Here is a 23527-nt window from a genome sequence, read left to right as displayed (position 1 = left end):
TGGGCCGACCGGGCCATAACCGTACGGTGGTTGGGTCACGTCCCCCGTACCCCCTCGTCTAGTTCGTCGCCGACAGCCGCTGACGCAGGATAGCAAGCTGTCTAGAGTAAGCAGCCATGCTGACTTTTCGGGGGGGCGCCGCAGGCGCGCTGCTGCTCGCTGCGGCGGGTGTGCTCGCGGCCGCGCCGGTAGCCCACACGGAGCCCGCGCCGATCGGCGTCACGATCACCGCCGACCTCACGCTGACCGAAGCCGGTGTGCTCGAGGTCACCGAGACGGTCGGTGTGCCCGCCGACGGCAATTTCACGATGGCACTTCCCTTGCGCCTCAAGGTCGGTGACGACGTCGAACGCGTTTTCAAGGTCACCGACGTCACCGCGAGCGGCGCCGGCACCGCGACCACGGTCGACGATCAGTTCGTCGTCGAGGCGAAGCCGGGTGAATCCAAGTTCACCTACTCGCTGCACAACACCGTCTCCGACGCACCGGGCACCCAGGTGTTCCACTGGCTCGGCGTGCTCAATGCCGATATCGCCGCGCTCGACGTCTCGGTGATCAGCCCCAGCTATCAAATGGGCATCGTCGACTGCAAACTCGGACCGGCGGGCAACGCGAAGCCGTGCGCCGATGTGCACACCGAACCCGACGGCGTGCTGTACCTGAGCCAGCGCGATCTGCGTAAGGGTGACGCGATCGATCTCACTCTGCAGCTGCCGCCCGGCACCGTGCCTGCCAATGCCGATGTGCGCGGCGGCGATGCGAACGGGTTCTTCGCCTTCACCGCGCCCGTGTTCGCCGCCTTCGGCGCGCTGCTGCTGGCACTGGCGGGCATGATCGCCTACGTGCTGCTGGCCAGGAAGCGGGCCGCCGCGGCGTTCGCGGGCAGCGACGCGTTCGAACCCCTTGTCCAGCAGGGCGGCCGGGTCGACTTCACCTCGCCCGACGGCGTACTGCCCGGCGAGGCGGGCCTGTTGCTCGACGAGCACGTCGACCCGGTCGACATCGCCGCGACCGTCGTCGATCTCGCCGTCCGGCGCTACCTGTGGATCACGCCGGTGAACGCGCGCGGCGAGGACGACTGGCGGATCAGCCGGGTCAACGCACCCGACGACCAGCTGCGCGACTACGAGCGCACCGTCTACGACATGCTGCTGCCCGAGGGCACCGACACCGTCGCCGTCCGCGAACTCCGCGCACCCGGCCGCATGCAGCTCGAGCCGGTCCGCGCCGCCATGCGCGCCGACGCGGTCGCCACCGGCGCCTTCGCCGACCCGAAGCAGCGCGCGCTCCCCCGCTGGATCGGCATCGCCCTGATCGCGCTCGGGGTGATCGCCACGGTCACCCTCGCGCTCACCTCCGGGCACGCGCTGGTCGGCGTCGCGATCGCCCTGGCCGGTGGCGCGGCGGTCCTGCTGCCCAACTATCTGCCGACCAGGACCACCCTCGGCGACACCGTCGCCGGGCGCGTCCGGGCCATGCAGCGCGGGCTGGATGCCGTTACCCGCGAACAGATCCCGCCGATCGATCAGGAGACGGTCTTCTCCCGCGCCCTGCCGTACACGGTGATCAGCGGCCGCGCCGACAACTGGATCCGCGCCTTCCGCGACATGGATCCCTCGGCCGACTCCCAGCCCGGCCTGTACTGGTTCGCCGGTTACGACCGCGACCGCAACCTGCACCGTTTCGCAGGCCAGTTCCCCTTCTTCATCACCGCGTTGGAAGGCGCTTTCAACCCCCGCTGAGCGGACGGTTCGCGAGCCCACTCGAGGGCTCGCGAACCGCCTGCTAGATCCTGCGGATGGCCGCCAGCGGGTCCGCGTACAGGGCGCTCAGCGAGGTGACCACCGCGGCGAATTCCTGCACCTTGCCGCCGAATCCGCTGATCCGGATGTCGGTGGGCGGCAGCTGGGTGCTCTGGGTGAACGCCCTCGCCACGTGCGGCAGCGCGGGGCGGTAGCCGGTGAAGGCCTGGCCGCCGAGCACGACGCGGTCGGGGTTGAGCATGTCGCGGACCAGGGCGACGGTCTGGCCGAGCATCGTCGCCCGCTCCGCGAGCAGCTCGCGAGCGCCCTCTGACCCGGATTCCGCGGCGCGGTAGAGGTCGGCGATGGTCGTGCCCGCGGTTCCGTTGTGCGCCGGGATGATGCCGCGGCCGACCGCACGGGCCTGCAGGGCCCGGTCGCCGACGGTCACTTCCAAGCAGCCACGTCGACCGCAGGTGCACTGCACGTCCGAGCCGGTGGGCAGGTGCGCGATGGAGCCGGGACCGTTGCTCGGGGTGTGTACCCGGCCGTCGAGGGTGACGGCGATGCCCGCGGTCTCGCGGACGTAGAAGTAGAGGCTGCTGCCGTGCTGGGTGGCCGGCAGTTCGGTGTCGGGTTCGGGCCTGCGCGCGTCGAAGGTCGGCAGCAGCAGTTCCGAGGCGGCCATCGCCTCGACGTGCGGCGCCACCGACACCGGCAGTTCCAGCACATCGCCGAGGACCTGACCGATCGGCGCGCCCTTCCAGTCCAGCTTGGGATGGTCGACCACCCCGGTGTGCGGATCGACGCGCCCGCCGATGGCGACGCCGGCCCACAGCGGTGTGCGCCGATGCCAGCGCTGCAGGAACGCCTTGGCGCTGCGCGCGACGGTGGTGACCGCGAACTCCTGTCCGGTCTGCGGCGTCGCGATGGCGAGGCCACCGAGAATGCGTCCGCGCAGGTCGGCCGCGACGATCTTGGTCGCGGCGGCGCCGACGTGGATACCCAGCGTCAGGTACGCCTCGTGGTCGATCTCGAACGGCACCCGGGGCCGCCCGACCGCGCCGGCGGCGGTCAGATCGGGACGCTCCCGCAGCAGCCCCGCCGCAAGCAGCGACGCCACTTGCCGATTCACGGTGGCGATGCTCAAACCGGTTGCCCGCGCGGCATTGTCGCGGGATACCGGCCCGGAGGCGGCGGTCCGCAGCACGGCGGCGGCGGGGTTGTCGCTGCGGCGCAGCTCAGGGGCGACGACGGGGCGCGAAACCCGGGGACGACCGGCGGCCACCCTGGCGATGGGGCGATCGATGATGGGAGTAGACATATGAAGTTCCTTGCTGAAATCCCGTTGTCCCAACGGAATTGCCGACACGTGTGGCGTGGCAGCTCGCGAGCCGGAGACGGCCCAGCTGCAGCATCAGGAACGACAAAGTTCACGCGTCAACGGCAACCGCAGACCCAGCGCGGCGGTCACATAGGTGACCCGCTTGGCGAGGATATGGTTGCCGGACATAACAATCAAATTAACACCGAATCCGGACCCGTCCAAGCCGAACCGGCGGATTGTGCCGCGCGGCACACCATTTCCCCAGGTCAACACCCTGGCGCGGCAGCGCAAAAGCGCCCCACCCGGCGGACCGGATGGGGCGCTCGCGCGTTGCCCGGCTACTTGGCCGGCGCGGTGAAGGGTGCGTTGATGGTGGTGAAGTACTGGATCGCCGCACCGATCGCCACGGGGGCGGTGATGAAGATCTGACCGGCCAGGGTGCCGAGCGCGCCGATGGCCAGGATGCCACCGATGCAACCGACGGCGGCGGCGGGCAGGAACGGACCGAACAGGCCGATGATGGTGGCCGAGGCGACGGTCGCGCCGACGATGCCGCCGAGGACGCAACCCACCGCTCCGCCGGCGAGACCGCCGACGAGGGTGCCGACCGCCGCACCGGTGGAGATGGTGGAGGTCAGACGCGACCAAGCCGCGACCTCACGGTCGTACTCGGACTTGAACGGCGCCTTGTCCTCGAAGGGCAGGGCGACGGGCTTGTAGACCGCCTTGGCCGGGTCGAGCTGCGGGGTCAGGGTCGCGGTGTTGCCCGCGATCTCGGCCGCGATCGGCAGCTCGAATTCGTCGAGCCGGAACGACAGCGGAGTGGCCGCGACGGTGGTGCCGTCGGCCGCCTTCACCTTGAACGCGCCCTCCTCGACGACCAGCGAGCCCGCGTCGGTGCTGATGACCGACTTCCCGTCGACCTCCTCGGCCGTGAAATTGATCGGCGCGGCAGCCTGCGGGGCCGGCGCCGCGACGGCGGTGCCCGCGGCAACACCGGTTGCCATGGTCAGGAGCGCCGCAACAACGGCGAGCTTCCTCATCTTCATAAAACTGCCAATCCCTCATCTGTCGTTGAGCTGTTCGAGAAGCAAGCTTCGAGCAAACACACGCTGGTGACGAGGGAAAAACGCAGGCAGATCGAAACTAGGAATTCGCCCCGGCTGCTTTCGCGGCGGCTTTCGCCTGCTTCTTGAATTCCCTTACTTCGGCGAGTGTTTCGGCGTCGACCACATCGGCGACCGAGCGACGCGAGCCTTCGTCGCCATAGGATCCGGCCGCTTTCCGCCAGCCGTCGGGATGCACGTCACGTTGCTTGCCGAGCAGCGCGAGGAAGATCTTCGCCTTCTGCGCGCCGAATCCGGGCAGGTCCTGCAACCGGCGCAGGACCTCCTTGCCGTCGGGCTCGCCCTCGGTCCAGATGTTGGCAGGCACGCCGTCGTAGTGCTCGATCACGTACTGGGCCAGCGCCTGCGCGCGCCGCGCCATCGACCGCCCATAGCGGTGGATGGCGGGCGGCGTCGCGGCGAGCTCCTCGAATTCGGCCGGATCGGCGTCGGCGATCCGGCGCAGATCGAATCCGTCCATGCGCTCCGCGAGTTTGCGCGGCCCGCGAAACGCGTGCTCCATCGGATACTGCTGATCGAGCAGCATTCCCAGCAGCAACGCGAAATCGTCGGTGCTCAGAAGTTCGTCGGCCTCGGGGTCCTGAGCGAGACACAGCGTACGAGTCATACATTCATCGTGACACAATTCACCTATAGCCTCTGAGTCCATGCTCACCAGGACCGAGGTTCCCATGATGGCGGTAAGTATGACCGACTACACCCCACGCCCTGACCGCTTCGATCAAGCGGGCAAGGACCAACTGATCGACGCTCATGACCTGGAGGTCACCCAGCCCGGGATGCGCAGGCTACGGGCCTGGAGCCACGACGCGCTCGGCTTGCAGCCGGGTGAGAGTGCCCTCGATATCGGATCCGGGACCGGCTCGGAGGTGTTCGTCTTCGCCGACGCCGTCGGGCCCACCGGCACCGCCGTCGGCGTCGAACCCGATCCGAATCTGATCGCCTCGGCCAAGCGCAGGGCCGAGGAGCGTGGCTCGGCCGCGACCTTCGCCACCGGTGACGCCTACGGACTGCCGTTCGGCAACGACACCTTCGACGCGGTGCTCTGCGAACGGGTGTTCCAGCATCTGACCGCGCCCGCGCGCGCCGCGGCCGAGATCGCCAGGGTGCTGCGGCCGGGTGGCCGCGCGGTGGTGGTCGACAGCGACTGGAAGACGGCGATCGTGCATCCGGGCGATCCCCGGGTGGTCGGCGCGGTGATCGACACCCTGATCTCCTCCACCACAAACCCGCTGTCCGGGCGCAGGCTGGGCGGTCTGCTCAGCAGTGCCGGACTGGTCGTCGACGAGATCGGTTCGCACGCGCTGGTGCAGGACCGCAGCGTCGGTGCCGGCGCGCTGGTCAGCCGGATCGCCGAGCTGGCCGTGCTGCGCGGGACGATCACCGCCGCCGAGCGGGATCAGCTGGTCGCCGACCTGCAGGCGGGCGCCGATCGCGGTGACGTCCACATCTCGGTCACCATGTTCGGGGTCCTGGCGCACAAGAGGTAATACCGGAGCGCCGAACTCAGCCGACACGCCCCGACCTCGAGGAGGGGCAGGCCGACGCAGTCGGCCGTCGGCGGCCGTCCCGCCGGTCAGGCGCCGTTGCGCAGGCGACGAAGGAGCAAGCAACGGTGTCTGACCGGCGGGACACAAGGGGCCGCCGACTCGAGCGCGCCAGCGCTCCAGGATTACTGCTCGAGCAGCTTCTCCGTGGCCGCGAGCAGCACACAGGTCGCCAGGCCGTCCATCGCCTTCTCCAGCTCCGGCAGCTGCGGGAAGGAGGGGGCGATGCGGATGTTCTTGTCCTCGGGGTCGTTGCCGTACGGGAACGCCGAGCCCGCGGCGGTCAGGGCGATGCCCGCGTCCTTGGCCAGCGCGATCACCCGGGCCGCCGTGCCCTCGAGCACGTCGAGGCTGATGAAGTAGCCGCCCTTGGGCTCGGTCCACGACGCGACCTTGGAGGCGCCGAGGCGATCCTCCAGGACGCGGCGGACCAGCGCGAACTTCGGCTCGAGCAGCCTGCGGTGCTTCTGCATGTGCTCGCGCACGCCCTCGGCGTCGGTGAAGAAGCGCAGGTGCCGCAGCTGGTTGAGCTTGTCGGGGCCGATGCTCTTCTTCGCCGCGTGCGACAGGTACCAGTCCAGGTTCGCCTTCGACGCGCCGAAGAAGCTCACGCCCGCGCCGGCGAAGGTGATCTTGGACGTGGAGGCGAACACCAGCGGGCGGTTCGGGTTACCCGCCGCCGCGGCCATGCCGAGGACGTCGAGCACCGGCGCCGCGGTGTCGGTCAGCGGGTGCACCGCGTAGGCGTTGTCCCAGAACAGCCGGAAGTCCGGCGCGGCGGCAGGCATCGTAACCAGCTCGCGGACAACCTCTTCGGAGAAGACGGCGCCGGTCGGGTTGGCGTAGTTCGGCACCGCCCACAGGCCCTTGATCTGCGGGTCGTTTGCCAGCAGCGCCGCGATGGCCCTGGTGTCGGGGCCGTCGTTGTTCATCGGGATGGTGATCATCTCGATGCCGAGCGCCTCGGTGATCGCGAAGTGCCGGTCGTAGCCGGGGGCGGGGCACAGCCACTTGATCGTCTCCTCCGCGGCCCAGCGGCGCGGGGAATCCGGGGTGCCGTAGAGCATGGCGAAGACGATGTTGTCGTGCATGAGCTCGAGGCTGGCGTTGTTGCCCGCGATCAGCTGCTCGACCGGGATGCCGAGCAGCTCGCCGAAGATGGCGCGCAGTTCGGGCAGGCCGTTGAGGCCGCCGTAGTTACGGCAGTCGGTGCCGGACCCGTCGCGGAAATCGCCGTCACCGGGTAACGCCAGTAGGGACGCGGACAAGTCGAGTTGTTCCGGCGAGGGCTTACCTCGGGTGAGATCCAGCGTGAGCTTCTCGGTCTCGAGCTTCGCGTAATTCGCGGTCTGGGACTCGTGCTCGGACACGAGTTCCGCGTGGCTCATCAAACCGATCTGCGTTTGCCGGGGCATCCTGGGCAGCCTTTCGAAGCAGCAAGGTGGGGGGTGCACGCTGCGCGTGCCGACACCCGCAACGTTACCCGGCGGTTGCTCGGAATCGGTGGGGTATCCGGGGCCGGATGAGGCTCGCACACTGCGAAGGTGCGTAGGCGGATCGATCAGGCGGGGGTCCCCAGAAATTTAAGGGGACCCCGCGCACCCGGCAGAGCCCGTTGACCCTTGCTGCCTTCCGGCCCTGGGGGAGTTCACAGGATGCGCGCCGCGCGGGATCCGTCGGCCAGTGTAGCGGCTGTCGGGCCGACTAGCGATCCGAGGGTGCGAACAGCAGGTCAGCGGCACGGGCCATGACCTGGACGCGGGTTCGGCCCTCGTGGTCGGCGGCGAGGAAGTGGCCGCCGATCACCGCGCAGAAGGCGAGCAGGCTGCGGGCTTCCACCTCGTCGGGATCATCGCAGAATTCACCGATCGTCTCGCGCAGCAGCGCCATTCGCCGATTGTCGACCCGGCGCAGGCGTTCGGCGACGTCGTCGTCGCGGCGGGCCCAGTCGCGGACGGCGAGGTCGATCGGCAGCAGCCGGTTGCTGGAGAAGGTGAGCACGCCGGCCAGCCGCGCCTTGGTCTTCGGGTCGACACCCGCGTGCTCGACCTGCTCGATCACCTGGTCGACGGCCTCGCTCTCCCACGCCTCGAGCATGGCGATCAGGAGCGCGTCGCGGTCGGCGAAATAGCCGTAGAACCCGCCCTTGGTGACGCCGATCCGCTTGGCCAGCGCCTCTACACGGACCGCGTCGACGCCCGAGGAGGCAAGGACTTGCAGGCCTTCCTCGACCCATCTCGACCGGGGAGTTCGCGCGACGCCCACGACGTGTTCCACCTCATATCGCTCGGCTTCGACCGCCACCCGAGCGGCCCGAGCCCCCAGTGTACGTATCCGTATAGTCCACGGAACCGGCCTGACCGACCCGCCCCGTTTTTACACCGGGGCACCAGGACCGCTATGCTGCTCCACGGAGGATTCGCCTAGTGGCCTATGGCGCTCGCCTGGAACGCGGGTTGGGTTAACGCCCTCAGGGGTTCAAATCCCCTATCCTCCGCCACAGCAGGGCCCTGATCGGTTCGCCGGTTAGGGCCCTGTTCGTTTTAATCGGTGGATCTGTCGGTGGGCTTCCGTAGAGTGAGCCCCGACAGTGCGGGAGACCCCCACCACGCCCACCGCCGGTGTCGCCGCCACGTCAGGAGATGTGCGCGTGCCGACACAATGGAGTGGGTACCCAACCCCAGTGCCCGTCCCGTAAACGGACGGCGTGCGCCGGTCGATATTTTTCCGACCGCGCCCCCCAGACTTAGAAAGACACCATTCGTAGTGAATACAGCACCTGACACGAGCATCGGTCGCGACGCGACCGGGCCGATCCGGCTGATGCTGCGTGACCGCCATGCCGTCACCGGCCCGATCGACGGCGCCTGGTGGCCCCGCACCGATCAGCCGATGACCGAGCTGCACCAGCTGGTGCACGCGGTATCGCCGCGCATCGGCAAGCTGGCCCGTCTCGGATTCGACTGGAACGCCGTCGATTCCGCCGACGACGCCAAGGGCGAGCAGGCCTCGCGCATCATGCACGTGGTCGGCAGCAACGGCGCCGCGCTGGCGCTGCTGGTCATCCCGGCGGCGACCGAGGCGCCCGCAGCCCGCAGCCAGATGCGGTGGGCGGCAGGCAAACCGCGCATCCAGGATCCCGCGCCCGCCGAATCCGCGGCCGACGGGCCGCGCACCCTCGTCCAGACTTAGTTCATCGATCGCTGGTGTAGGTCGGGTCGAAGTCGCGTGGCGCACCGCGGCGGCTCAGCAATCGGTCGAACCACTCGCCCAGGACAACGCCCGCCGCCAGCGCGCACCCGACACCGAACGCGCCGAGGATCTGCCCGAAACCGAGCAGCGTTTCATCCTCCAGCAGGGCATACAGTCCGCGATACACCTTCAGACCCGGCAGCAGCGGCGTGATGCCCGCGACCGCGACGACCAGCGGTGGCGTCAGCGCCCGGCGCGCCATCAGACCACCGGCCAGGCCGACCAGCGTGGCCGCCATGCCGGAGGCGACGACCGGTCCGAACCCGATGTCCTGTGTGACGAGGAAGGCCACGGTGCCCGCCGCACCGCTGAGCCCGGCCGCGAACAGGGCACGGCGCTCGGCATAACAGGCCATCGCGAAGGCGATCGCCGCCACCGCACCGGCACTCAACTTGATCGCCAGATACTCGGTGTCGCGACCCGCGCTCGCCGCGATCTCCGGCACCGCGATCCCGAGCATCGTCGAAATCCGCAACGCCAGACCGATACCGGCGACGATGCCGCCGGTCATCATCACCACCTCGAGCATGCGGGCCGCCGCGGTGATGGGTGCGCCGGTGATGGCGTCCTGCACCGAACCGACCAGCTGCTGCCCACTGAGCAGCACGGTGATGCCCGCGGCGACGATCAGCGCGGCGTCGGCCCGCCAGTGATCGCTCAACGCGGCCAGCGCGATGGCGGGCGCGGCGGCGATGACACCACCGATCATGTGCTGGAAGAAGATCGGCAGGCCGAGCTGATGCAGCGCCCGGTTGACCACGTCGATCAGCGCGGTCGTCGCGAAGCTGATGGCGGCGAGCAGGAAGCCACCGCCGAGCAGCACCGCGATCGCGGCCGCCAGCAGCGACCAGCCCGCCGTGGACACCCATCGTGGATACGGGTGCCGCGACGAGACGATCTCGTCGAGCGCGGCGTGCGCCTGGTCGACGGGGACGACCTGGGTGCGGATCCGGCGGGTCAGGCGGTCGACCGCGGCCAGCCGGGTGAAGTCGAGCGAGCGGTACTTCACGATCCGCATATCGCTGGCGGGTGGCAGCCGGGGTCCGCGGTCGGCCCAGATGCGGATCGCGTCGAAGGTGACGTCGATATCGCATTTGTCCAGGCCGTAGGTGGAGGCGATGAAGCGCACCTGGGCCGAGGTGTCCACGACACCGGTGCCCGCCGACAGCACCACCTCACCCACCCGCACCGCCAGGTCGAGCACCTGCGACACCTCGGCGTCGTCGGTGAGGTCGATCGGCTGCAGCGGGGTGGGCGCTGCGGTGATGTTGTCGGCGGTGGCGCGCTGTGAGGGCAGGACGAAGGGCCTGCGTAACCGCCATCGCTGGCGCAGACCTGGGCGTTCGGTGGTAGTGCCGCCGTCGCCTTCCACCGCTGGGTCCGCACTCATACCATCGACGGTAACGGCGTTCGTGGCACGTTCGTCATCTCGCAACGAGTTCGTCAACGTGTCGCGTTGTCACGGCGCGGTCAGCTCAGATGTCCTCGATCAGGCCGGTGCTGTAGGCCGTGGCCGCCAGGTGCTGCAGGCAGCGCGGACCACACCCGTCGTGCTGAGTCAGCACGAAACGGGCCTGCTGGAGCGAAGAGATGGGAGAATCGGCCACGCAGTCGGCATGTGCGCTGCGCCAGTGGTCTTCGCGACCCCTGGCGGCGGCGCGCGATGACGGCGGGTCTGGTGCGGATGTGTCCAGCAGGGTGTGACGGTAGGGGCCGGCGATGGAGGCGATGACTGTATGAACACCGGGACGGGGAAGGTGATCCAGGAGCGGCGGCGGTTGCTCGGGCTGTCGCAGCCCGCGCTCGCCACCGCGATCGGGGTGAGCTCGCGGCAGATCACCCGGTACGAATCCGAGGAACAGTCGCCGACGCTGCCCGTCGCGATCCGGCTGGCCGACGCGTTGCAGATCTCGCTCGCCGAATTGGCCGGCATCGTCGACAATCGGATCGACCTGGCGGGCCGGTGGTGGGCAGCCTGGCAGAAAGCGGCGAACCACGGCGACGAGGTCGAGGTAACGCCGGTGACCATCCGGCACGAGGGCGACCACCTGCTGATCGACTCGGCCGCCGAAACCCCTGCCGCGCAGGACGACCCGACCACGCAGATGCGGGGCGAGATGCGGGTGTGGGACGGTGACGCGCTCACCGGCTGGGTTCGCGGCATGGACGTCGGCTGGCCGATCGGCACCATCTACTACTCGCTGCATCCCCAGGGCGCTCATGCCGTCGGCTCGTGGACGACGAAATCCGGCGCGGACGGTGTCGTCCGCGGCTGGAGCGCTCTGGCCAGGGAGAAGTCCGACGCCGAGAAGCTCCTGTCGGAACTGGTCCGCACCGACGGCACGGTGGAGTCGTGGCCGGGGAGTTCGCGTTCGGACTGAAGGCGCCGCCGGATGTCGTGCACGCTCGGCCGCCCGCTGTCCGCGGGCGGCAGGAGCAGCAGGTAGCGGGTCAGCGCTCCGAATACGAACAGTCCCACAGCAATCCACAGGTAGATGTCCATCTGTCCCCTCCGAACCAGTCGGTGCTGCACGGGTGACGCGGTATGGTGGTGTTCGAAGCCACCGCAGCAAAGTATGGTCGCCGTCAAGACCTTTTGGACAGCAAAAAGCGTCTACAAACGTCTACAGTTCTCTACGATGGGTCCATGTCCAGTCGGGGCGAGCAGGGGAACGGCGAGACCACCGTCGTCGGGGCACGGTTGCGACAACTCCGCGAAGAGGCCGGGCTATCCCTGGCCGCACTGGCGACCCGCGTCCCCTACTCCCGGGCGGCCCTCGGTCACTACGAAACCGGAACGCGCGCAGTGCCGTCCGAAGTGATCGACTGGTACGAACGGGTGCACGCGCAATCGGCGCCCGCCCTCCCCGCGACCCGTCGACGGGACCCACGCGCCGCCGACGCCGCGCTGGCCGACGCGATCGCCGCCAAGCTCGGCGCCACCCGCCCGCTCATCGAGATCGGCCGACCACACCAGACCGGTACCGGCTACTTCTGCCCGTTCCGCATCGACGGGCTGATCGAAGGCGAAGCGGCGGGCACCGATCCCGCGACCGCACTGCATTCGGCCTTGCGCACCATCGGCATCGAATTGCGCCGCAAGCGCGACTAGTGCGCCGCGACGACCGCCGCCAGCGACTCGCCGAGCAGGGTCAGATAGCGATCTGGATCCGCCAGCACCTCGGCATCGAAATGCACTGACAGTGTGATGGTTTCGCCGATGCCGTGGACGCCATGGGTCAGGTGCATGACGGTGCCGAGGGCGGGGAAACCGCCGGTGAACAGGACGGGGGCGCCCGCGAAGGCGAGGTCGGCCGCGCCACGGTAGACGCTGGATACCACGGTGTTGCCGTCGAGGGCGTCCGGGACGCTGTCGAGGTCGGCGCGCGCTACGTCACGTGCGGCCAGCGTGGCCGGGACGGTCTCGCCGACCCGATCCTGCACGGCGAGTAGTGGATTCAGTGCGCGCTCGCGGCGGGTGGCGAGGTCGGCGGTGATCAGGTCCGCGCGGACGGCGAGGTCGGGTTCGTCGATGTGCAGGTCGATCGACAGGCCACGGTAGTTGTTGCGCGCCGTGCCCGACGCGGGCACCGCCATCGGCAGGGCGATACCCAGACGTTCGGGCCGGTCACCGTGTTCGGCGAGATACACCGACAGCGCTTGCGATATGGCGGTCAGGGCAACGACTGTGACGGTTCGGCCGGGTACCCGCATCGTCGCGGCGTCGACGACCAGTAGCCGCACCCGATGATCGAGCGCGGCTACCGGCGTCGCCGGGTTGACCCGGCAGGGCGCGAACCCGGTTGTGGCCGCGGGCACCTCGCCTGCCGCCGTGCGCTCCGCCAATTCCCGCTGCGCCTGGTAGGCGGCGTAGCCCCGCCGCACCGTGGTGAACAGTTGCCAGGGAAAGCGCAGCACGCCAGACACTCTCGAACCGGCCGTCCATGCACAGATCTGTCCACAAGAATCCACAGGCTGTGCGGGAGTTTTCACAGGTCCGACCGGGCGATTTGCCGAGTTGTCCACAGGTACACCGGGAGACCTGGGGACAACCTCGCCTGCCGCCGCCCGCGCGAAGAGTGATCGCGCGACGGCGGCGGCGCGGGTGCCGTCCGCCAGGGCGTGCGAGAGCTGCAACACCACGACCAGCGCGGGCCCGGCCGCCACCGGCGCATCGCGCACGTCACGGAAAACGTGGATGCGCCAAGGGAATTCGGTCGGGTCGACGCCGGTGCCCAGAAGTTCGCCGAGGCGGTCGAGCAGGAAAGGCCAGCGCAGACTGTCCGGCCGATGGGTCACGAATTGCTGGGACGTGAATTCGGCGGGTTCCCACCGGGGATAGTCGAGATCGCCCGGTATCTCCCGCAGCCGGATCCGCAGATCCGGAATGGACGCGGCGCGCGCCGCGACGAAAGCGCGGAGTTCGGCTGTGGTGGTGTCGGTTTCGGCGAAGCAGTAGAGCAGAAACACATCATTGACGGTCCGCCGTGACAGCCAGAACATCGTCGCGTCACGTGGCGCCATCGTGGTCATCCGGCCACGATAGGCCACCACAGAGAAGGCCCCGAGTCCTACCGACCCGGGGCCCGTGCTGCCTTCGCGAGGCGCATGGCGCGGATCAGCCGCGTGCGAACTCTCCCGCGGTGACGTCGGCTAGAAAAGCTCGCCACTCTCCCGGTCCGAAGGCCAGCACGGGACCGCGACCGCGGTCCTTCGTGTCGCGGACCGCGACATCGCCGCCGGCGAGAAAGGCCACTTCCACGCAGTTCCCATCGGGTCCGCTGTAGGTGCTCTTCCGCCACACAGCGTCCGTCACATCAACCTCCACGGCACTTACTCCTTTGCATGATCGAGAACGGGATTACTCCAGGAATCGTTGCAACATTCCGATATCCGGCGCGATCGACGAGTTACTTCGTGGCACATAGAGCACTGCCACACGGCGCGCGCAACCGACCGGCACGAACCAGCGCATCGAGGCGTTTCCGCCTCCGGGGGCTGCCCCCGCGGAAGAAACACTAGCAGGTCTTCCGCAAGTTTGCGGATGAGAATTTGCTTTCTCATATGGGTTTGCCAAGCTTGCGAAGCTTCACGTTTGCGGGAGCATTGCCGGACGCGCGGACCCATTCCGTATCCGGCTGACACATCAACCATTACTTCCATGTGATTAGTCCGTGATACGTCAATTTCTCCGCGGCCCCATCGGTCCCATGCGCACCATCGAAGGCAGGCGTGGATCATGGGGGAATGATCTCCCGTGACCGCGACGCCGCAGGTCGTGCCCGTAACGACCGCCCAAGGGACCGACTCGGCAGACCGCTGCCGCCCGGCAGTGCCGGAGTCGCCCGAATTCCGGACGACCTCGAGCTCGCGCCCCAGCAAACTCTCACCTTCGCTCAGCAACTGCTGGACGACGGTTTGGCATTCAATGCCCACGAGGTATTGGAGGCGGCGTGGAAGAACGGGCCGGTAGCCGAGCGGATGCTCTGGCAGGGCCTGGCGCAATACGCCGTCGGCATCACCCACATCCAGCGTGGAAACGCCAAGGGCGCGGGTACTCTTCTGCGCCGCGCGAGCGATCGGCTCGGCTCCTACCCGGCGAATGCCCAGCAGCACGAGGTGGACCGCGCCGGGCTCATCGCGCACGCGGCCGAGCTGCTGGCCGCACTGGACGCGGGGACCACCATCCCCGAGGAAGAGCTGCGACCGCGGCTGCGTCGAGAGCACGCCTAAGCTGGCTTGGTGCCAACCAGCCCTCCCACCGGCGCAGGCCGGTATGCCCCGAGCCCGTCGGGTGAACTGCACCTGGGCAATCTGCGCACCGCGATCCTGGCCTGGCTGTTCGCCCGCACGACCGGACGCGCGTTCCTGCTCCGCATCGACGACCTCGACCGGGTCCGCCCCGGCGCCGCCGAACGCCAGCTCGACGATCTCGCCGCCATCGGCATCGACTGGGACGGCCCCGTGGTGCGTCAGTCCGAACGGCTGCCTTTCTACGACGCGGCGATCGCCGAACTCACCGCGGCGGGCCGCACCTATGAATGTTTCTGCACCAGACGCGAAATCCAGAAGGCCGCGTCGGCACCGCACGGACCGATGGGCGCCTACCCCGGCACCTGCCGTCACCTCAGCGACGCGCAGCGCGCGGCCCGGCGCGCCGAAGGACGGCCCGCCGCAGTGCGATTGCGCGCCGATGTCGACGACTTCGCGATCGCCGATCTCCTGCACGGCCGATATCTCGGCGCCGTCGATGATTTGGTGCTGCGCCGCGGCGACGGCATCCCCGCCTACAACCTGGCCGTTGTCGTCGACGATGCGGCCCAGGGCGTCGACCAGGTGGTCCGCGGTGACGACCTGCTGCCGTCGACACCGCGCCAGGCCTATCTCGCCGGGCTGCTCGGTCTGGCCGCGCCTGCCTACGCACACGTGCCGCTTGTGCTCAATCAGGAGGGCAAGCGGCTGGCCAAACGCGACGGCGCCGTGAGCCTTTCGGATCAACGCGCGCTGGGCAACACGCCCGAGGACGTGGTGGCGGCGATCGCGGATTCACTCGGCTACACCGCACGGACAACAGCAGAGCTCCGCGAAGTTTTCGACGCAACGCGCGTACCGAAAAAACCATGGATACTCGAGTCCATCGGGTTGTTCCGACCAGAGGGATGTCCGTAACGTACGCAGCGACCGATCTACTGATCACGACGAGGACGAATTATGACCAGCGGTGGTTACGACCCCAACCAGTACCCGCAGGGCGGTCAGCCCGGCGGCTACGGCCAGGACCCTTACGGCCAGCAGCAGCCGGGTTACGGCCAGCAGCCGGGATACGGGCAGCAGCAGCCCTATGGGCAGCCCCAGCCCGGCTACAACCAGGACCCGTACGGCCAGCAGCAACAGCCCGCCTACCCGCAGGACCAGTACGGCCAGCAGCCCTACGGCCAGGATCCGTACGGCCAGCAGGCTTATGGCGGCACGCAGGCTGCCGACCTCGGCATCCGGATCGGCGCGCGCATCATCGACAACCTGATCATCGGCATCCCGCTGTCGATCGTTCTCGGGCTCGTCGTCGGTGGCGGCACCGGTGGCCAGATCATCACCTCCGCGATCCTGTCGCTGGCGGTGTACGGCTACTTCGTCGGCATGGAGGTCAGCCAGGGCACGACGCTGGGCAAGAAGATGCTCGGCCTGCGCGTTGTCGCACCCGGTGGTGCGCCGAAGCTGACCCCCGAGCAGTCGCTCAAGCGCAACCTGTTCACCGGCGTCAGCGCGATCCCGTGCATCGGTTCGCTGATCGGACTCGGCCTGACCATCTACATCATGGTCACCATCGCGCAGGACCCGAACAAGCAGGGCTGGCACGACAAGTTCGCCGGCGGCACGCAGGTCGTCAAGGGCTGATTCTCAGCTGACGAAAACGTCAGGGGCGCTTCCGAGTTCGGAAGCGCCCCTGTTCGTTCGTTTGCCGGGTCAGTATGTGGACGTGGACGAATCGAAAGCGCCCGACATGCCGAGGACGAAGACGAACACGAAGTAGAGGATGCCGAGCACGATGGTGATCGCGCCGATCCAGATGCCCGCCAGCGCCATACCGCGGCCTTCACCGCCGCGCTCCTTGATCTGGTTGAGCGCCATGATGCCGAGCACGATGCCGACGATCGAACCGATGCAGGTGCACAAGCCGACCAGCGAGGAGACCAGCGCGCCGATCGCCAGGCCGTTGGTGCCCTGCGGCGGCGGGAATCCGCCGTACGGCTGGTATCCGCCCCCGGCCGGGTAGCCGCCGTAGGCGGGCGGCTGCTGCGGCTGCGGGTACTGCGGCGCGGAGGGCTGCTGGTAGTTGGGGTACTGCGGCTGCGACGGCGGCTGGCCGGGCTGCTGCGGGTACTGCGGCGTCGACGGGTAGTTCGAAGGCTGCGACGGCTGCTGCTGCGGGTACTGCGGCACCGAACCCGGCGCGCCGGACTCCGGCGACACGCCGGAGCCGCCGTACTGCTTCCACCATTCGTCGGAATCGCCGGGATTCGTCATTGGTACAGCCTATTCCACAACCCGCGCCCGTGAGGCACCCCGACCTTGGTTGGATAGAAGCCGTGACTGATGCAAACACGCTCGACCAACCTGCCGAATCTGGGCGCCCCGCGCCGGACCACGCGGCGTTCGCCCAGGTTGCGCGGGGGTTCTACCCGGTAATTGTCGCCCTGTTCACGGCGACGCTGATCATCTCCAACATCTGCGCCACCAAGGGCGTCGAGTTCTTCGCCGACAAGTCGGTGATGCTGGGCCCGCTGCAGATCCTGCCGATCGCGACCGACGGCGCCTTCTTCCTCTTCCCGCTCGCCTACATCCTCGGTGACGTGCTCAGCGAGGTGTACGGCTTCCGTGCCACCCGCCACGCCATCTACACCGGTTTCGCCGCGCTGCTGCTGACCGTCGGCGCCTTCGCGATCGCGATCCGGCTACCCGCCGCGGGCTTCTACGAGAACCAGGAGGCGTTCCGCACTGTCATCGGCACCACGCCGCAGCTGGTGCTCGCCGGCCTGGCCGGCTATTTCGTCGGGCAGCTGCTGAACTCGGCCACCCTGGTGCTGATCAAGGAACGCACCAAGGAGAAACATCTGTGGGCCCGGCTGCTCGGGTCAACGGTGGTCGGCGAGTTCGCCGACACGCTGATCTTCTGCTCGATCGCCGCCACCGCCATCGGTATCGACAGCTGGCAGTCGTTCGTCAACTACGTGATCGTCGGCTTCCTGTGGAAGACGCTGGTCGAGATCATCGTCATGCCGATCACCTACCGCGTGATCGCGTTCCTCAAGAAGACCGAACCGACCTACGCCCCGGCGAAGGTCGACGCACTGCACGATTAATTGGAGCGCTGGCGCGCTCGAGGTCGCGGCCCCTTGTGTCCCGCCGGTCAGGCACCGTTGCTTGCTCCTTCGTCGCCTACGCAACGGCACCTGACCGGCGGGACGGCCGCGACGGCCGACTGCGTCGGCCTGCCCTCCCTAGGGGTCGGGCGTGCGGGCTGGGATCAGGCGCCCGGTGCTTTGACCCGGCCCTTCCACTGCCCCAGGAACTCGGCCTTGAACTCGTCGAAGTAGCCGCCCTCGATGCTCGCGCGGATTCGGTCGACCAGCCGCACGGTGAACCGCTCGTTGTGGATCGTGCAGAGGGTGGCCGAGAGCATCTCCTTGGCCTTGAACAGGTGATGCAGGTACGCGCGGGTGTAGTGCGCGCAGGTGTAGCAGTCGCAGTTCTCGTCGATGGGAGTGAAATCGCGGCGGAAGCGGCTGGTGTTGATGTTGAACCGGCCCTCGTCGACGTAGATCGCCGCATTGCGCGCCACCCGGGACGGGTTGACGCAGTCGAAGGTGTCGGCGCCGTTCTCGATGGCGACGAACATGTCCTCGGGTTCGCTGATGCCGAGCATGTGGCGCGGCTTGTGCTCGGGCAGTTCGTCGCAGCACCAGCCGACGATGGTGCCGAGATTGTGCTTCTCCAGCGCGCCGCCGATGCCGTAGCCGTCGAATTCCGTACCGCCGGAACCGCGAATCTCCTCGAGCTCGCGACAAGCCTTGCGCCGCAGGTCCTCGTACTGCGCGCCCTGGATCACCGCGAACAGCGCCTGGTAGGGCCGGTGACCGCGATCGCCGGTGAGCTTCTCGTGTTCATCGATGCAGCGCTGCGCCCATTCGTGCGTGCGCTGGAGCGATTTCTCCTGGTAGCCACGGGTATTCAGCAGCGTGGTCAGCTCGTCGAAGGCGAACATGATGTCGGCGCCGAGCTGATGCTGGATGCCCATCGACACCTCGGGGGTGAAGCGGTGCTTCGAACCGTCCAGGTGCGAGCGGAAGGTGACGCCGTCGTCGTCGACGGTGGCGAGGCGTTCCTTGCCCTCGGCGATCACCTCGTCGGAGCGGATGTCGACGGCCTCCATCGCCAGGACCTTCTTGAACCCGACGCCCAGCGACATCACCTGGAAGCCGCCGCTGTCGGTGAAGGTGGGGCCGGACCAGTTCATGAACTTGCCGAGGCCACCGGCATCGTCGACGATGTCGGCGCCCGGCTGCAGGTACAGGTGGTAGGCGTTGGCCAGCAGCGCCTGGGCGCCCAGGTCCTTCATCGTCTCCGGCAGCACCGCCTTCACCGAGGCCTTGGTGCCGACCGGGATGAAGGCGGGTGTGGCGATCTCCCCGTGCGGGGTACCGATGACGCCGGTACGTCCGTGCCGCCCGCCGTCGAGACGGGTGCCTACGGTGAAGGAGAACTCGCTGGGATCGGCCACCAGCCCATCGTGCCAGGGCTGCCCGGCGTGGCACCGGACACCCTGTTCCTACAGCTCCGCCGCCGCGAACTGCGCGTTGTAGAGGCGGTAGTACGCGCCCCGTTCCTCGAGCAGCCGCTCGTGCGTGCCGTGCTCGACGATGCGGCCCTTCTCCATCACCACGATGAGGTCGGCGTCGCGGATGGTGGACAGGCGATGGGCGATCACGAAGCTGGTGCGGTCGCGGCGCAGGGCCGCGGTCGCGTGCTGGACCAGCAGTTCGGTGCGGGTGTCGACCGAGCTGGTTGCCTCGTCCAGGATCAGGATCGACGGCTTGGCCAGGAACGCGCGGGCGATGGTGATCAACTGCTTCTCCCCCGCGCTGACCCCGCCGCCCTCCTCGTCGATCACCGTGTCGTAGCCGTGCGGCAGCGAATGCACGAACCGGTCGACGTAGGCGGCGCGGGCGGCGGCGAGGATGTCGTGTTCGGAGGCGTTGGGATTGCCGTAGGCGATGTTCTCCCTGATCGTGCCCTTGAACAGCCAGGTGTCCTGCAACACCATGCCGATCCGGGACCGGAGGTGGTCGCGGGTGATGGTGGTGATGTCCACGTCGTCGATCGCGATGGTGCCGGCGTCGAGTTCGTAGAAGCGCATCAGCAGGTTGACCAGGGTGGTCTTGCCCGCGCCGGTCGGGCCGACGATGGCGACCACGTGCCCTGGATCGGCGACCAGCGACAGCCGCTCGATGATCGGCACCTCGGGCTCGTAGCCGAACGACACCGCCTCGAATTCGACCCGGCCGCGATCGACCGGACGCTGGTTCTCCACCAGCGGATCGGGGCTCTGCTCCTCGGCGTCGAGGATCTCGAAGATCCGCTCGGCCGAGGCGACGCCGGACTGCAGCAGATTGGCCATCGCGCCGATCTGGGTGAGCGGCTGGCTGAACTGGCGCGAGTACTGGATGAAGGCCTGCACCTCGCCCAGCGACAGGTTGCCCGTCGCCACCCGCAGGCCGCCGACCAGCGCGATGAACACGAAGTTCACGTTCCCGAGGAACATGATCGCGGGCATGATCAGGCCGGAGATGAACTGCGCCTTGAAGCTGGCGTCGTAGAGCTTCTGGTTGCGCTCGTCGAACTCCTTGCCGACCTCGCGGCTGCGGCCGAACGCGGTGATGATCTCGTGGCCGGTGTAGGCCTCCTCGACCGAGGCGTTCACCGCGCCGGTGTATTTCCACTGGTCGACGAAGTGCGGCTTGGACCGCTTGGCGATCTGCGCGGTGACCACGATCGCGGCGGGCACGGTGAGCAGGGCGATCAGCGCCAGCAGCGGCGAGATCCAGAACATCATGATCAGGATGCCGACCACGGTGAACAGCGAGACGAGCAGCTGGCTCATCGTCTGCTGCAGGCTCTGCGAGACATTGTCGACGTCGTTGGTGACGCGGCTGAGCACGTCACCGCGCGGCGAGGTGTCGAAGTAGCGCAGCGGCAGGCGGTGCAGCTTGTTCTCCACCTCGTCGCGCAGCCGCTTGACCGTCCGGTTGATGACGATGTTGAGCAGGTAGCCCTGGAGCCAGCCGAACACCGAGGCCGCCACGTACAGCGCGAGCACAATCATCAGTACCCGGGCCACGGCGTCGAAATCGATGCCGGTACCGGGGATGACGTCCATCGCCGAGAGCATGTCGGCGCGGGTGTTCTCGCCCCGGTCGCGCAGCATCTGGATGGTCTCGTCCTTGGTGAACCGCGGATCGAGCTGCTTGCCGACGAAGCCGTCGAAGACCAGGTTGGTGGCCTTGCCGAGCAGGTAGGGGCCCAGCGTGTTGAGCACCACCGAGGTGATCACCAGGCCGATGATCGTGCCGACCGCGACGCGTTCCGGCGCGAGCCTGCGCAGCAGGCGCTTCAGCGACGGACCGAACGATTTGGCCTTCGTGCCCGGGGCGCCGGGTACGGGTCCACCTGGCCTCATCGAGCCTCCTCCACACTCAGCTGGGACTCGACGATCTCGCGGTACTCGGGACACCGCTGCATCAGGTGTTCATGGGTGCCGATGCCCGCCATCGCGCCGTCCTCGAGGACGACGATCTGGTCGGCGTCGCGAATGGTCGCGATCCGCTGGGCGACGATGATCACCGACGCGTCGGCGGTCTCGGGCTTCAGCGCGGCGCGCAGCCTGGCGTCGGTGGCGACGTCGAGCGCGGAGAAGGAATCGTCGAACAGGTAGACGCGCGGCTTGCGCACCAGCGCGCGGGCGATGCACAGGCGCTGCCGCTGACCACCGGACACCGTGGTGCCGCCCTGGGCGACCGGGGTATCGAGCCCGCGCGGCATCTCGCGCACGAAATCGGCCGCCTGGGCGACCTCGAGCGCATGCCACAGTTCCTCGTCGGTGGCGTCGGGATTGCCGTAACGCAGGTTGCTCGCGATGGTGCCGGAGAACAGGTACGCCTTCTGCGGCACCAGGCCGATCCCGCCGCGCAGGCTTTCGAGGTCGAGGTGGCGGACATCGGTGCCGCCGACGTAGACCGCGCCGTCGGTGACGTCGATCAGTCGCGGGATCAGGTTGATCAGGGTGGTCTTGCCGGAGCCGGTGGAACCGACGATCGCGGTGGTGGTGCCGGGAGCCACCTGGAAGCGGATGCCGCGCAGCACCGGCTTCTCCGCGCCGGGGAAGGCGAATTCGGCGAACTGCATGTCGACCGTGGCGGGGTCACCGGCGAAGGGCTGCGGCAGCCGCGGCGGCCGGACCGAGGACTCGGTCTCGAGCACGCCGCCGATCCGGTCGGCCGAGACCGCGGCGCGCGGCGCCATCATGGCCAGGAACGAGGCCATCATGACGGCCATCAGGATCTGCATGATGTAGGACAGCAGCGCGGTGAGCGAACCGATCTGCATGGTGCCGTTGTCGACGTGGTGCCCGCCGAACCAGATCACCGCGACGGCGGTGAGGTTGCTGATCAGCATGACCGTCGGGAACATCAGCGCCATCAGCTTGCCCACGCGCAGCGAGGCGTCGGTGAGCGCGGTGTTGGCCATCCCGAAGCGCCAGATCTCCTGGCGTTCCCGCACGAACGCCCGCACCACGCGGATACCGGTGATCTGCTCGCGCAGCACCCGGTTCACGTCGTCGATGCGCGCCTGCATCTGCCGGAAGCCGGGCACCATCCGCGCCACGATCGTGCCCATCGCCAGCGCCAGCGCGGGGACCGCGATGAGCAGCAGCCAGGACAGCCCGAGGTCTTCGCGCAGCGCCATGATGATGCCGCCGACGCACATGATCGGGGCCATCACCAGAATCGTCACCGACATGACGATGAGCAGCTGCACCTGCTGGATGTCGTTGGTCGAGCGGGTGATCAGCGACGGCGCGCCGAACATGCCGACCTCCCTGGCCGAGAACGTCTCGACCCGGTGCAGCACGCCGCCGCGCATGTCCCGGCCGGCGCCCATGGCCGCCTGCGCACCGAAGTACACCGACGCCGAGGACGCCACGATCTGCACACAGCTGACCGCGAGCATCCACAGACCGGTGGTCCAGATGTAGCCGATATCGCCCTGGGTGACACCGTTGTCGATCAGGTCGGCATTGAGGCTGGGCAGGTAGAGCATCGCGATGACCGAGATCAGCTGGAGGACGATGACCCCCGCCAGCTGGGCGCGGTACGGGGCCAGATAGGTCCGCAGCAGGGTGATCAACATGATGGTCGCAGGCTACCGCGTGCAGGTAACCGGTGACGCGATGTTTTCACATGCCTGTGGATAAGTTCCCGGCCTGTGGACAACTCACGGCGCGGCGGGTGTCCGCGGCTCGCGACGCGCCCACGCGCCCGGATCCGCGACGAGTTCGCCGATGAAACCCGGCAGCCGATCCGCCGCGATATCGGCGATCGAGACGTTCTCCAGCACGGCCCTGATATTGACCCGCAGCGCGATCCACACCTGCTGCAACGGTTCGGCGGCGCCGGGATAGCGCACGTCCTCGGGGCGCTGCCCGCGCACCGAGGCCAGCGGCGATTCCACGGCACGGATCACGTCGGCCACCGAGATCTCCGGCGCCGGCCTGGCGAGGCGATAGCCCCCGTCGGGTCCGCGCCTGCTCAGCACGAGTTCGGCGCGGCGCAGCTCGGACAGGACGGTCTCGAGCACCTTCGGTGGGATCTGCGCTGCGGCGGCGATGGCCTCGGCCTTGACGACTCCGTCGGCCGCGGCGAGCTCGAGCAACGTTCGCACCGCGTAATCGACCCTGGCGGTGATATGCACGGTCTC

At 68.2% G+C, this 23527-nt stretch carries 23 protein-coding genes, 1 tRNA gene and 1 other RNA gene; 10 read left to right on the top strand and 15 right to left on the bottom strand.

All coding sequences use genetic code 11. The features are described 5' to 3' along the window. Window positions 1-116: 116 nt before the first annotated feature. Window positions 117-1742 (top strand): DUF2207 family protein, encoded by a 1626-nt coding sequence (locus tag IEY60_RS23795; protein WP_189032283.1) that lies wholly within the window; start codon window positions 117-119, stop codon window positions 1740-1742. Window positions 1743-1785: 43 nt separating this feature from the next. Here IEY60_RS23795 and IEY60_RS23790 read toward each other — a convergent pair whose 3' ends face one another. The 3 genes from IEY60_RS23790 to IEY60_RS23780 all read right to left on the bottom strand — a co-directional run bounded on the left by IEY60_RS23790 (window position 1786) and on the right by IEY60_RS23780 (window position 4803). Further along, entirely contained in the window at window positions 1786-3066 is a 1281-nt protein-coding gene (locus IEY60_RS23790; protein WP_189032281.1) for an ROK family transcriptional regulator, read from the bottom strand. Between the two features lie 341 nt (window positions 3067-3407). Continuing rightward, complete coding sequence (locus IEY60_RS23785; RefSeq protein ID WP_189032279.1) at window positions 3408-4118, bottom strand: DUF8020 domain-containing protein; 711 nt, start codon at window positions 4116-4118, stop codon at window positions 3408-3410. Between the two features lie 97 nt (window positions 4119-4215). After that, the gene (locus IEY60_RS23780) at window positions 4216-4803 is read right to left on the bottom strand and encodes an HhH-GPD-type base excision DNA repair protein (RefSeq protein WP_189032277.1); all 588 of its coding nucleotides are present in this window, start codon (window positions 4801-4803) and stop codon (window positions 4216-4218) included. Window positions 4804-4843: 40 nt separating this feature from the next. Between IEY60_RS23780 and IEY60_RS23775 the strand changes: the two genes are divergently transcribed. Continuing rightward, on the top strand, window positions 4844-5686 hold the full coding sequence (locus tag IEY60_RS23775; RefSeq protein WP_373291754.1) for a methyltransferase domain-containing protein: 843 nt from the start codon (window positions 4844-4846) through the stop codon (window positions 5684-5686). Window positions 5687-5868: 182 nt separating this feature from the next. Here the strand turns inward: IEY60_RS23775 and IEY60_RS23770 are convergent, their stop codons facing one another. From IEY60_RS23770 to IEY60_RS23760, 3 genes are all read right to left on the bottom strand, one after another. Next, complete coding sequence (locus IEY60_RS23770) at window positions 5869-7158, bottom strand: aspartate aminotransferase type Ic (RefSeq protein ID WP_189032275.1); 1290 nt, start codon at window positions 7156-7158, stop codon at window positions 5869-5871. A 168-nt stretch (window positions 7159-7326) separates the two neighbouring features. Continuing rightward, window positions 7327-7421, bottom strand: an RNA gene (ffs, locus tag IEY60_RS23765) — signal recognition particle sRNA small type. Between the two features lie 26 nt (window positions 7422-7447). Next, on the bottom strand, window positions 7448-8020 hold the full coding sequence (locus IEY60_RS23760) for a TetR/AcrR family transcriptional regulator (protein ID WP_189032266.1): 573 nt from the start codon (window positions 8018-8020) through the stop codon (window positions 7448-7450). 135 nt (window positions 8021-8155) lie between these two features. On the opposite strand from IEY60_RS23760, the gene IEY60_RS23755 reads away from it, so the two are divergent. Continuing rightward, window positions 8156-8243, top strand: a tRNA-Ser gene (locus IEY60_RS23755). 266 nt (window positions 8244-8509) lie between these two features. Beyond that, window positions 8510-8935, top strand: a complete 426-nt coding sequence (locus IEY60_RS23750; RefSeq protein ID WP_189032264.1) for a DUF5994 family protein — start codon at window positions 8510-8512, stop codon at window positions 8933-8935. 1 nt (window position 8936) lies between these two features. Here IEY60_RS23750 and IEY60_RS23745 read toward each other — a convergent pair whose 3' ends face one another. Beyond that, window positions 8937-10385, bottom strand: a complete 1449-nt coding sequence (locus IEY60_RS23745; protein WP_189032262.1) for a threonine/serine exporter family protein — start codon at window positions 10383-10385, stop codon at window positions 8937-8939. An 85-nt stretch (window positions 10386-10470) separates the two neighbouring features. Next, window positions 10471-10602: a hypothetical protein gene (locus IEY60_RS36270; RefSeq protein WP_268241490.1), complete on the bottom strand. Its 132-nt coding sequence runs from the start codon at window positions 10600-10602 to the stop codon at window positions 10471-10473. 129 nt (window positions 10603-10731) lie between these two features. Between IEY60_RS36270 and IEY60_RS23740 the strand changes: the two genes are divergently transcribed. Together IEY60_RS23740 and IEY60_RS23735 are read left to right on the top strand one after the other, a co-directional pair. Then, the gene (locus tag IEY60_RS23740) at window positions 10732-11376 is read left to right on the top strand and encodes a helix-turn-helix domain-containing protein (RefSeq protein WP_189032260.1); all 645 of its coding nucleotides are present in this window, start codon (window positions 10732-10734) and stop codon (window positions 11374-11376) included. A gap of 266 nt (window positions 11377-11642) precedes the next feature. After that, window positions 11643-12107 (top strand): helix-turn-helix domain-containing protein, encoded by a 465-nt coding sequence (locus tag IEY60_RS23735; protein WP_189032258.1) that lies wholly within the window; start codon window positions 11643-11645, stop codon window positions 12105-12107. Here the strand turns inward: IEY60_RS23735 and IEY60_RS23730 are convergent. Together IEY60_RS23730 and IEY60_RS23725 are read right to left on the bottom strand one after the other, a co-directional pair. Continuing rightward, window positions 12104-13528, bottom strand: a complete 1425-nt coding sequence (locus tag IEY60_RS23730; protein WP_189032256.1) for a WS/DGAT/MGAT family O-acyltransferase — start codon at window positions 13526-13528, stop codon at window positions 12104-12106. The two genes, IEY60_RS23735 and IEY60_RS23730, sit on opposite strands and share 4 nt — an antisense overlap. Before the next feature lie 85 nt (window positions 13529-13613). Then, window positions 13614-13823 (bottom strand): DUF397 domain-containing protein, encoded by a 210-nt coding sequence (locus tag IEY60_RS23725; protein ID WP_189032254.1) that lies wholly within the window; start codon window positions 13821-13823, stop codon window positions 13614-13616. A 419-nt stretch (window positions 13824-14242) separates the two neighbouring features. Between IEY60_RS23725 and IEY60_RS23720 the strand changes: the two genes are divergently transcribed. The 3 genes from IEY60_RS23720 to IEY60_RS23710 are packed head-to-tail and all read left to right on the top strand — an operon-like array spanning window position 14243 to window position 16390. After that, complete coding sequence (locus IEY60_RS23720) at window positions 14243-14728, top strand: DUF309 domain-containing protein (protein ID WP_189032252.1); 486 nt, start codon at window positions 14243-14245, stop codon at window positions 14726-14728. Between the two features lie 6 nt (window positions 14729-14734). Next, window positions 14735-15664 carry a tRNA glutamyl-Q(34) synthetase GluQRS gene (gluQRS, locus tag IEY60_RS23715; protein WP_189032250.1) on the top strand — a complete coding sequence of 310 codons (930 nt, stop codon included), beginning with the start codon at window positions 14735-14737 and terminating at the stop codon, window positions 15662-15664. A gap of 42 nt (window positions 15665-15706) precedes the next feature. After that, window positions 15707-16390 carry an RDD family protein gene (locus IEY60_RS23710; protein WP_189032248.1) on the top strand — a complete coding sequence of 228 codons (684 nt, stop codon included), beginning with the start codon at window positions 15707-15709 and terminating at the stop codon, window positions 16388-16390. A gap of 69 nt (window positions 16391-16459) precedes the next feature. Here IEY60_RS23710 and IEY60_RS23705 read toward each other — a convergent pair whose 3' ends face one another. Beyond that, window positions 16460-17020 carry a DUF4190 domain-containing protein gene (locus IEY60_RS23705; protein ID WP_189032246.1) on the bottom strand — a complete coding sequence of 187 codons (561 nt, stop codon included), beginning with the start codon at window positions 17018-17020 and terminating at the stop codon, window positions 16460-16462. A gap of 62 nt (window positions 17021-17082) precedes the next feature. Here IEY60_RS23705 and IEY60_RS23700 point away from each other — a divergent pair, with 62 nt between their 5' ends. Beyond that, window positions 17083-17856: a queuosine precursor transporter gene (locus IEY60_RS23700; protein ID WP_373291753.1), complete on the top strand. Its 774-nt coding sequence runs from the start codon at window positions 17083-17085 to the stop codon at window positions 17854-17856. A gap of 164 nt (window positions 17857-18020) precedes the next feature. Here IEY60_RS23700 and tgt read toward each other — a convergent pair whose 3' ends face one another. The 4 genes from tgt to IEY60_RS23680 all read right to left on the bottom strand — a co-directional run bounded on the left by tgt (window position 18021) and on the right by IEY60_RS23680 (window position 23521). Then, window positions 18021-19274 (bottom strand): tRNA guanosine(34) transglycosylase Tgt, encoded by a 1254-nt coding sequence (gene tgt, locus IEY60_RS23695; RefSeq protein WP_189032244.1) that lies wholly within the window; start codon window positions 19272-19274, stop codon window positions 18021-18023. 48 nt (window positions 19275-19322) lie between these two features. After that, on the bottom strand, window positions 19323-21230 hold the full coding sequence (locus IEY60_RS23690) for an ABC transporter ATP-binding protein (protein WP_189032242.1): 1908 nt from the start codon (window positions 21228-21230) through the stop codon (window positions 19323-19325). After that, complete coding sequence (locus IEY60_RS23685) at window positions 21227-22960, bottom strand: ABC transporter ATP-binding protein (protein WP_189032240.1); 1734 nt, start codon at window positions 22958-22960, stop codon at window positions 21227-21229. The genes IEY60_RS23690 and IEY60_RS23685 overlap by 4 nt, the downstream gene beginning before the upstream one ends. Before the next feature lie 84 nt (window positions 22961-23044). Further along, a complete protein-coding gene (locus IEY60_RS23680; protein WP_189032238.1) occupies window positions 23045-23521 on the bottom strand; it encodes an RrF2 family transcriptional regulator in 477 nt (158 codons plus the stop codon). Between the last annotated feature and the right edge of the window lie 6 nt (window positions 23522-23527).

This window comes from Nocardia rhizosphaerihabitans, from assembly GCF_014646295.1.
GTDB classification, from domain to species: Bacteria; Actinomycetota; Actinomycetes; order Mycobacteriales; family Mycobacteriaceae; genus Nocardia; species Nocardia rhizosphaerihabitans.
The sequence above is the reverse complement of the archived record's forward strand: the minus strand, read 5'-3'. Positions and strand labels throughout refer to the sequence as shown.

Excerpts from the sequence above, each read along its gene's own strand:
- IEY60_RS23790 (WP_189032281.1), bottom strand. The coding sequence starts at position 3,066 with ATGTCTACTCCCATCATCGATCGCCCCATCGCCAGGGTGGCCGCCGGT.
- IEY60_RS23775 (WP_373291754.1), top strand. The coding sequence starts at position 4,844 with ATGCTCACCAGGACCGAGGTTCCCATGATGGCGGTAAGTATGACCGAC.
- IEY60_RS23705 (WP_189032246.1), bottom strand. The coding sequence starts at position 17,020 with ATGACGAATCCCGGCGATTCCGACGAATGGTGGAAGCAGTACGGCGGC.
- IEY60_RS23745 (WP_189032262.1), bottom strand. The coding sequence starts at position 10,385 with ATGAGTGCGGACCCAGCGGTGGAAGGCGACGGCGGCACTACCACCGAA.
- IEY60_RS23710 (WP_189032248.1), top strand. The coding sequence starts at position 15,707 with ATGACCAGCGGTGGTTACGACCCCAACCAGTACCCGCAGGGCGGTCAG.
- IEY60_RS23785 (WP_189032279.1), bottom strand. The coding sequence starts at position 4,118 with ATGAAGATGAGGAAGCTCGCCGTTGTTGCGGCGCTCCTGACCATGGCA.
- IEY60_RS23720 (WP_189032252.1), top strand. The coding sequence starts at position 14,243 with ATGATCTCCCGTGACCGCGACGCCGCAGGTCGTGCCCGTAACGACCGC.
- IEY60_RS23735 (WP_189032258.1), top strand. The coding sequence starts at position 11,643 with ATGTCCAGTCGGGGCGAGCAGGGGAACGGCGAGACCACCGTCGTCGGG.
- IEY60_RS23730 (WP_189032256.1), bottom strand. The coding sequence starts at position 13,528 with ATGACCACGATGGCGCCACGTGACGCGACGATGTTCTGGCTGTCACGG.
- IEY60_RS23770 (WP_189032275.1), bottom strand. The coding sequence starts at position 7,158 with ATGCCCCGGCAAACGCAGATCGGTTTGATGAGCCACGCGGAACTCGTG.
- IEY60_RS23780 (WP_189032277.1), bottom strand. The coding sequence starts at position 4,803 with ATGACTCGTACGCTGTGTCTCGCTCAGGACCCCGAGGCCGACGAACTT.
- IEY60_RS23740 (WP_189032260.1), top strand. The coding sequence starts at position 10,732 with ATGAACACCGGGACGGGGAAGGTGATCCAGGAGCGGCGGCGGTTGCTC.
- IEY60_RS23690 (WP_189032242.1), bottom strand. The coding sequence starts at position 21,230 with ATGAGGCCAGGTGGACCCGTACCCGGCGCCCCGGGCACGAAGGCCAAA.
- IEY60_RS23685 (WP_189032240.1), bottom strand. The coding sequence starts at position 22,960 with ATGTTGATCACCCTGCTGCGGACCTATCTGGCCCCGTACCGCGCCCAG.
- IEY60_RS23795 (WP_189032283.1), top strand. The coding sequence starts at position 117 with ATGCTGACTTTTCGGGGGGGCGCCGCAGGCGCGCTGCTGCTCGCTGCG.